Raw genomic sequence first — 6,730 nt, 5'->3', positions numbered from 1 at the left:
GGCGGCGCGGATCGCGTCCGAGGCGGCCGCTGCCGCGGAGGCCGCCGAACGCGAGCTGGCCGAACAGACGGTCGCCGCCGAGGCCGGAGCAGGTTCTCCCGTGGCGCGAGACGAGCCGTCCGGCGAGCGGAGAGACGTGTCCGCCGCGCAAGAGATCGCCGCGGGCTACGCGTTCGAAGGGCTCGCGCTGGAACTGGGCACCGTCGTGGTCGAAGGAACGGTGGATCCCGCCGCCCACGTCCGCATTCCGATGCCGATGATGAACCGGCACGGGCTGGTCGCCGGTGCCACCGGTACGGGGAAGACGAAAACCCTGCAGGCCATCGCGGAGCAGCTGTCGAATGCCGGTGTTCCGGTGGTGCTGGCCGACATCAAAGGCGACTTGTCGGGTCTGGCCGAGCCGGGGCGATCGAGCGACAGGCTCGCCACACGCATCGCGGAGACTGCCGCCGCGGACTGGGCGCCGACCGGCTTCCCGACCGAGTTCGTCTCACTGGGCACCACGGGGCCCGGTCTGCCGATCCGCGCGACGATCAGCTCCTTCGGCCCGGTGCTGCTGAGCAAGGTGCTCGAGCTGAACGAGACGCAGGAGTCCACCCTCGGTTTGATCTTCCACTGGGCGGACCACAACGGCCTCGCACTGCTGGATCTGAAGGATCTGCGCGCCGTGATCACGCATCTGACCAGCCCCGAGGGCAAGGAGGATCTGAAGGGTATCGGCGGTGTCTCCGCGTCCACCGCGGGGGTGATCCTGCGCGCGCTGGTGAATTTGGAGGCCGAGGGCGGCGACACATTCTTCGGCGAGCCCGAACTCGACCCGGCCGACCTTGTGCGGGCCGTGGACGGGAAAGGGGTGATCACGCTCTTCGAGCTGGGCGCCCGGGCGGCGCGGCCGGTGATGTTCTCCACCTTCCTGATGTGGGTGCTCGCCGACCTGTTCCAGACGCTGCCCGAGGTCGGTGATGTGGACAAGCCCGCCCTGGTCTTCATCTTCGACGAGGCCCATCTCCTGTTCTCCGACGCCTCGAAGGCGTTTCTGGAGCAGGTGGAGCAGACCGTCAAGCTGATCCGGTCGAAGGGGGTGGGCGTGTTCTTCTGCACCCAGCTGCCCACTGATATTCCCACCCGGGTGCTCTCCCAGCTCGGCGCGCGTATCCAGCACGCGCTGCGCGCGTTCACCCCGGACGATCAGAAGGCGTTGGCCAAGACCGTCCGCACCTACCCCCGAACCGGCGTCTACGACTTGGAGCAGGCGCTGACCTCCCTCGGCACCGGCGAGGCGATCGTGACCGTGCTCTCCGAGCAGGGCGCGCCGACGCCGGTGGCCTGGACCAGGCTGCGGCCGCCCCGATCGCTGATGGACGCCATCGGTGCGGACGCGATCAAATCGCGGGCGCTGTCCAGCCCGCTGGCCTCGAAATACGCCCAGACCATCGACCGGGAGTCGGCCTACGAACTGCTCGCCGCGAAGATGGCCGCGGCGGCGCCGGAGGCGGAGCCCGCTGCCGTGCCCGGCCGTGCCGCGACCCGCGCGGAAGAGGAGTCCGCCGCCGAGCGGATTATGAAAAACCCTGCGGTGCGCAGCTTTCTGCGTTCGGCCGCGAGCACGGCGGGCCGCCAGATCACCCGCAGCCTGTTCGGCACCAGGCGCCGCTGAGCGAGGTCAGCCGCCGAGTTTCTTGTAGAACGCGCCCGCGATGGGAGCGGTGACCGCGCGCGGGCCGTACTGGCCCGCCACGCTCATGCCCTTGCTGATCAGGCCGGGGACCACACGCATCTTGTTGCGGGCGAGCGCGTCGATGGACACCTTCGCGGTGTACTCCGAGGAGACCCACATGAAGTCGGGCACCATCCGGTCGACGATGGAGGCGTCGGCGGGGTCAGGGAGGTCGGTGCGCACCGGCCCGGGCGCGAGCAATGTGACGTGCACGCCGGAGCCCTTCAGCTCACCGCGCAGCGATTCGGAGAAGGTGTTGGCGAACGCCTTGCTCGCGGCATAGGTGGCGTTGTTCGGGATCGGCATGTTGCCCGCGGCCGAGCCGCTGATCAGGATGCCGCCGCCGCCCCGGGCCAGCATACCGGGCAGCACGGCCAGGGTCAGATCGTGCACGGCGACGGCGTTGAGTTCCATCTGAGCGCGCTCGTAGGCCGGGTCGAGTTCGGCGACCGCGCCGAAGGTCGCGATGCCCGCGTTGTTGCACAGGATGGCGATGTCGCGGGCGGCCAGTTCTTCCACCAGCACGCCGCGCTGGTCGCGGTCGGCCAGGTCGACGGCGCGCACCTCGGCGGTGATGCCGTGGGCCAGGGTCAGCCGCTGCGCGAGCTCGGTGAGCAGCTCCTCGCGGCGGGCGACCAGGATCAGCGAGTAGCCGCGAGCGGCGAGGTCGGCCGCGAGCGCGGTGCCGATGCCGGAGGAGGCGCCGGTGACGACCGCGCGGTTCTCGGAAGTGGGGGAGGGCAGGCTCACCCGGTGCAGCCTAGGCGATGCCGTGCGAGGGGACGCCGACGGAGGCTGCCGCACGATCCCAGGGCGAGGCGGTATTCCATGCCGCGGCAACGGCGAACCGGGCATCCAGTCCGGCCGCCGCGCCCGTCAGAGCCGTGCGGCCAGCCTGGTGCCCTGGTCGATGGCTCGTTTGGCGTCCAGTTCGGCGGCGAGCTCGGCGCCGCCGATGAGATGCAGGCTGACGCCGGCGGCGCGCAGCGGGGCTTCCAGATCACGCACGGACTCCTGGCCCGCGCAGACGACGACATTGTCGACCGGGATCAGCTGCGGCCGTTGCCGTTTTTCCCCGAAGCTGATGTGCAGGCCGTTGTCGTCGATGCGCTCGTAGTTGACGCCGCCGATCTGTTCGACGCCCTTGGCTTTGAGCGCGGCACGGTGCACCCATCCGGTGGTCTTGCCGAGGTCCTTGCCGAACGCGGAGGTCTTCCGTTGCAGCAGAACGACTTCACGCGCCGCGGGAGCCGGCCGCGGCGCGGTGAGCTGGCCACGGACCTGTTCGTCGTCGGAGGTGACGCCCCATTCTTCCTTCCACTCGTCCAGCTTGAGCGTGGGATGACCCTCGACAGTGAGGAATTCGCTGACGTCGTAGCCGATGCCGCCCGCGCCGATCACGGCGACGCGCTTGCCGACCGGCTTCTCCTCCCGGACCAGCTCGGCGTAGGACAGCACCATGGGGTGGTCGATTCCGGGGATGTCGGGGATCCGCGGCCGCACGCCGGTGGCGAGCACCACCTCGTCGTAGCCTCCCGCGATGAGTTCGTCGGCGCCGACCCGCTTGTTCAGGTGCACGGTGACGCCGGTGAGCTCGAGCATTCGGTGGTAGTAGCGGATCGACTCGCTGAACTCCTCCTTGCCGGGGATGCGGCGGGCGATGTCGAACTGGCCGCCGATCTTGTCGTCGGCTTCGAACAGCTCGACGTGATGGCCGCGTTCGGCGAGGTTCACCGCCGCCGAAAGTCCGGCCGGGCCCGCGCCGACCACGGCGACGCGCTTGCCGCGGCGGGTCGGCAGCAGCTTCAGTTCGGTCTCGTGGCCCGCGCGCGGGTTGAGCAGACAGGACACGGTCTTGCGCTGGAAGGCGTGGTCCAGGCATGCCTGGTTGCACGCGATGCAGGTGTTGATCTCGTCGACGCGATCCTGGGCGGCCTTGTTCGCCCACTCCGGGTCGGTGAGGAATGGGCGGGCCAGCGAAACGAGCTGCGCGTCACCCCGGGTCAGGATCTCCTCGGCCACTTCGGGCATGTTGATCCGGTTGGACGCGCACACCGGGATGCCCACCCGCGCGGTGATCTTCGCGGTGAACTCCACGAAGGCGGCGCGCGGCACCGAGGTCACGATGGTGGGCACCCGCGCCTCGTGCCAGCCGATGTCGGTATTCAGGATGTTCACCCCGGCGGCTTCGAGTTCCTGGGCCAGCGCGACGATCTCGTCGAAGGTCTGTCCCTTCTCCACCAGCTCGGCCATGGACAACCGGAACACGATGATGAAGTCCGGGCCGACCGCGGCGCGGGTGCGGCGCACGATCTCCACCGCGATCCGGCGACGGTTCTGCGGGGAGCCGCCCCACGCGTCGGTGCGCTTGTTGGTGCGCGGCGCGAGGAACTGGTTGATGAAATAGCCTTCACCACCCATGATCTCGCAGCCGTCGTAACCGGCGAACTGAGCGAGCTTCGCGCAGCGGGCGTAGTCGTCGATGGTCCGCTCGATGCCCTTGGCCGAGAGCGCGCGCGGGCGGAACGGATTGATCGGCGCCTTGATCGACGATGCCGACACACTGCCCGGCATGTAGGAGTAGCGACCCGCGTGCAGGATCTGGATGGCGATCTTGCCGCCTTCGGCGTGCACCGCTTCGGTGATCGTCCGATGCCGGTACGCCTCGGTCTTGTTGGTCAGCTTGGCGCCGAAGGGCAGCAGCCAGCCCGCGCGGTTGGGCGCGTAGCCGCCGGTGATGATCAGGCCCGCCCCTCCGCGTGCGCGTTCGGCGAAGTAGGCGGCCAGCCTGTGGGTGTCCCAGGCGCGATCCTCCAGCCCGGTGTGCATCGACCCCATCACCACGCGGTTGCGCAAGGTGGTGAAGCCGAGATCGAGCGGCTCGAACAAATGGGGGAAGGAACTCATCGGTGCGGTCGCCTTTCTCCGTCAATCCGCGTGCGGGGCTGTCGCGCGCGGGTGCAGTGCGTGCAGTACTTCGTCGCACCATTCGACGAACCCCGACTCCACGCGGATGCCCGCGCGCAGGACGAGGTACTGGTGCAGGGTTGTCCCGCCGAGCCGGTCGGGGGCGGGGAAGTCACGTTTCTCGATCTGCCGGTACAGCTCGAGTCGCTGGGCGTGCTGGTCGCGATGGCGGGCCACTTCGGCTCGCAATGCGGTGATGTCACCGTGAGCGGCGGCGCGGATCTTCACCGCGAGTTCGTTGCGCGGGGTACCGGAGTCGCTCGGTTCGGCGATCCAGCGCGCGAGCTCGGCGCGGCCCGCCTCGCTCACCGAGTACACCTTCTTGTCCGGCCTGCCCTCCTGGACCACCGACTCGCCGTCGATCCAACCGGACTCCTCCATGCGTTTGAGGACGCGATAGATCTGCTGGTGGGTCGCGCTCCAGAAGTATCCGATGGATTTGTCGAAGCGGCGCGCCAACTCGTATCCCGAGCCGGCGCGCTCGGTCAGCGATACCAGCAACGCATGCTCCAGTGCCATGCGGAGAGGATAGCCGTGACATTCGGTACTATGCAACTAGGTGCATATTGGTCCTCGGGTTCGCCCGGCCGGAACTCGCTTCCGCCGGACTCGAATGACCGCGCGCATTAAGCTGCGCGCATGACCGAGGTGAACGCCCGGGCGACAGTCGGGCAGGCCGCCGGGCGCGGGCAGGTGGTGGCGTGGGGGCTGTGGGACTGGGGGTCTTCGGCATTCAACGCCGTGATCCTCACCTTCGTGTTCTCCGTCTATCTCACCGACAAGGTCGGCGACGACCTACCCGGCGGTGTCTCCGCCAGCGCGTGGCTGGGGTGGGCGCTGGGCTTCGCGGGCCTGATCGTGGCGTTGACCGCGCCGGTCAGCGGACAGCGCTTCGACGCGTCCGCGAAACGCAAGCGCTCCCTCGGCGCGCTGACCGCGCTGACCATCGCGGCGATGACGCTGATGTTCTTCGTGCACGACGACTACCGCGACCTGTGGCTCGGTCTGGTGCTGCTGGCATTCGCGTCGGCCTGTTTCGAATTGGCGAACGTGCCGTACAACGCGATGCTGCGGCAGGTGTCCACGCCCGCGACGGTCGGCCGGGTCTCCGGATTCGGCTGGGCGATGGGCTATTTCGGCGGCATCTTCCTGCTGCTCATCTGCTACTTCGGCTTCATCTCCGGCGAGGGCGACAACCGCGGGCTGCTCGGCATGCCCACCGACGACGGACTCAACATCCGCCTGGTCGCCGTGCTGGCCGCCGTTTGGTTCGCCGTCTTCGCGCTGCCGGTCCTGTTCGCGGTCCCCGAACTGCCGCGCACCGATGCCGATCCCGGTGCGGCGAGCGCCGGATTCCTCGGCTCGTACCGGGTGCTGTGGCGCGACCTGCGCGGACTGTGGCACACCGACCGGAGCACAGTCGGCTTCCTGGTGGCCAGCGCCGTGTTCCGAGACGGCCTCGCCGGAGTGTTCACCTTCGGGGCGGTGCTCGCCGTGCGGGTCTACGGCATCGCCGACTCGGATGTGCTGCTGTTCGGAATCGCCGCCAATGTCGTTGCGGCGCTCGGCGCGATCGTCGCGGGGCGGTTCGACGACCGGGTCGGGCCGAAGATCGTCATCGTGGTGTCCCTGGCCGCCATGCTGGTGTGCGGAATGGCGCTGGCCGTGGTGTCCGGGCCGCTGATGTTCTGGATCTTCGGCTTGGCGCTCACCGTTTTCGTCGGTCCCGCGCAGGCGGCGGCGCGCTCGTTCCTGGCCCGCCTCGCACCGCCGGGACGCGAAGGCCAGCTCTTCGGCTTGTACACGACCACCGGGCGCGCGGTGTCCTTCCTCGCGCCGAGCCTGTTCGGCTTGTTCGTCTGGCTGTTCGACACCGACCGCGCGGGCATAGCGGGGCTGCTGGTCGTACTGGCGATAGGGCTCGCGGTGCTGCTCCCGGTGCGGCCGCCGGATCCGGTCGTAGCCCAGCGCGGCGACGCCGAGGAGCCGCGGCTCGCTCAGTGAGCGTGGCGGGTGACCGAGTGAGATCCGCGACGGGTGTCCGTC

At 69.1% G+C, this 6,730-nt stretch carries 5 protein-coding genes; 2 read left to right on the top strand and 3 right to left on the bottom strand.

Going from position 1 to position 6,730, the window contains the following annotated elements:
• The coding region (locus NA8_RS30910; protein ID WP_063053835.1) for a helicase HerA-like domain-containing protein at positions 1-1,657 on the top strand (1,657 nt) is incomplete at its 5' end.
• A gap of 6 nt (positions 1,658-1,663) precedes the next feature.
• Here the strand turns inward: NA8_RS30910 and cmrA are convergent.
• The 3 genes from cmrA to NA8_RS30895 all read right to left on the bottom strand — a co-directional run bounded on the left by cmrA (position 1,664) and on the right by NA8_RS30895 (position 5,203).
• Positions 1,664-2,467, bottom strand: coding sequence for a mycolate reductase (cmrA, locus tag NA8_RS30905; protein WP_063053834.1), 804 nt, complete (start codon positions 2,465-2,467; stop codon positions 1,664-1,666).
• A 126-nt stretch (positions 2,468-2,593) separates the two neighbouring features.
• Complete coding sequence (locus NA8_RS30900; RefSeq protein WP_063053833.1) at positions 2,594-4,624, bottom strand: NADPH-dependent 2,4-dienoyl-CoA reductase; 2,031 nt, start codon at positions 4,622-4,624, stop codon at positions 2,594-2,596.
• Positions 4,625-4,645: 21 nt separating this feature from the next.
• The gene (locus NA8_RS30895) at positions 4,646-5,203 is read right to left on the bottom strand and encodes a PadR family transcriptional regulator (RefSeq protein ID WP_063053832.1); all 558 of its coding nucleotides are present in this window, start codon (positions 5,201-5,203) and stop codon (positions 4,646-4,648) included.
• Between the two features lie 120 nt (positions 5,204-5,323).
• On the opposite strand from NA8_RS30895, the gene NA8_RS30890 reads away from it, so the two are divergent.
• Positions 5,324-6,688, top strand: coding sequence for an MFS transporter (locus NA8_RS30890; protein WP_063053831.1), 1,365 nt, complete (start codon positions 5,324-5,326; stop codon positions 6,686-6,688).
• Positions 6,689-6,730 lie beyond the last annotated feature (42 nt).

The organism is Nocardia arthritidis NBRC 100137, assembly GCF_001612765.1.
In the GTDB taxonomy this organism is placed as follows: domain Bacteria; phylum Actinomycetota; class Actinomycetes; order Mycobacteriales; family Mycobacteriaceae; genus Nocardia; species Nocardia arthritidis.
This window is presented reverse-complemented; position numbering and strand designations above follow the sequence as displayed.

Excerpts from the sequence above, each read along its gene's own strand:
- NA8_RS30895 (WP_063053832.1), bottom strand. The coding sequence starts at position 5,203 with ATGGCACTGGAGCATGCGTTGCTGGTATCGCTGACCGAGCGCGCCGGC.
- NA8_RS30900 (WP_063053833.1), bottom strand. The coding sequence starts at position 4,624 with ATGAGTTCCTTCCCCCATTTGTTCGAGCCGCTCGATCTCGGCTTCACC.
- NA8_RS30890 (WP_063053831.1), top strand. The coding sequence starts at position 5,324 with ATGACCGAGGTGAACGCCCGGGCGACAGTCGGGCAGGCCGCCGGGCGC.